We start from the raw sequence: 1,382 nt of genomic DNA, 5'->3' as shown, positions 1-1,382 counted from the left end.
GTCGACGAGTTGGACTTCGAATTCGACGCCGCCGGTGACGGGTGGTGGAGAGAACCGTTCGAAGTACAGGTGGGTGGCTGCGGTCGCGTCGACCGTGGTGCGCACGGCCGAGATCATCGGCGGTGGCCCGCAGCAGTACACCGCTCCACCGGTGACCTGGGCAAGGAGGTCCGCAGGGGTGGGATGACCGTCGACGTCGTCGGTGCGGATCCGAACGCGCGGGCTCCCCCACCCTTCGATCTCGTCGACGAACGGCATCGATTCTCGACTGCGTCCGCAGTACAGCAGTTGCCAGTCCATCCCGGCACACTGTGCGGCGCGCACCATCGGCAGGATAGCCGTGATCCCGATACCACCGGCGATGAACAACGCCTGTCCACGGGGAACGAACGGAAATCCGTTGCGTGGTCCCCGCACTCGCACTTCGGTGCCGACCTCGAGTCGGTGCATCTCCTGTGATCCGCCGCCACCGTCGGGAATCAGGCGTACCGCGACGGTGTAGTCGGAACGGTCGGCGGGGTCACCGCACAGCGAATACTGTCGCCGTCGCCCGGACGGAAGGTGGACATCGAGGTGCATTCCGGGTGCCCACGCCGGGAGGTCTGTGCCCTGTGGTGAGGTGAACGTCAGACGCACGACCTGCTCGTCGACACAGAGCACTTCCCGCCGGGACACGGTCAAATCCAGCGTCCGCGCAACCGGAACCGCCACACACCTACTGCCATTGCCATCGGTGTTGTTTCTTTGGCTGCGGTCGAGGAGGGCGAACCATTTGTCCAACGCGTCGGTGACCAACGAGACCGTCTGATCGGGTATCGCCCGCCCGTACAGATCCGGCGGGATCGTCCTCCCCTGCCGAAAAGACTCGACGGTCTCGGTCACGAGCGCCCACCTACGCCGCAGGCCCCTCATCGGGCGGCGGCGCGGGCGGCCGGTGACGACGCCAAATACTGGACCGCCTGCTCGGTGGAACCTTCCCGCTCAGGGTGGTACCCGGACTTGAAATACCGCAGCGACGCAGCCGCGATCATCGCCGGAGACGGGAACAGTCCCCGCCGTGCGACATCGCGGTACGCCCGCAAGGTCGGTCGACGTTTACGCCGCGGCAGATGCGCCAACGTCGGATCCTGCTCCATCAGAAACCGCACCCCGCGGGTCCAGAACCACACCAGCGTCGGGGCGATCGCGAGATAGGTGCGCAGTCGCCGAGCCGGGCGAACATCGAAGTACTGCATCACCTCGAACGCGACGGATCGGTGCTCGACTTCCTCGGCGCCGTGCCAACGCAGCAGATCGAGCATCGTGGCATCGAAATCGACCTCGTCGAGTGCGCGGGCATTGAGGACCCAGTCACCGAGAAACGCCGTCAGATGTTCCACCGC

At 65.8% G+C, this 1,382-nt stretch carries 2 protein-coding genes; both read right to left on the bottom strand.

Annotation, left to right across the window (positions count from 1 at the left end):
- Nucleotides 1-882, bottom strand: an 882-nt coding sequence (locus A2J03_RS21610) for a ferredoxin reductase (RefSeq protein ID WP_068378106.1), incomplete at its 3' end; no start/stop codon positions are given.
- Between the two features lie 26 nt (nt 883-908).
- The coding region (locus A2J03_RS21605; RefSeq protein ID WP_197480903.1) for a metal-dependent hydrolase at nt 909-1,382 on the bottom strand (474 nt) is incomplete at its 5' end.

It is taken from the genome of Rhodococcus sp. EPR-157, from assembly GCF_001647195.1.
In the GTDB taxonomy this organism is placed as follows: Bacteria; Actinomycetota; Actinomycetes; order Mycobacteriales; family Mycobacteriaceae; genus Rhodococcoides.
The sequence above is the reverse complement of the archived record's forward strand: the minus strand, read 5'-3'. Positions and strand labels throughout refer to the sequence as shown.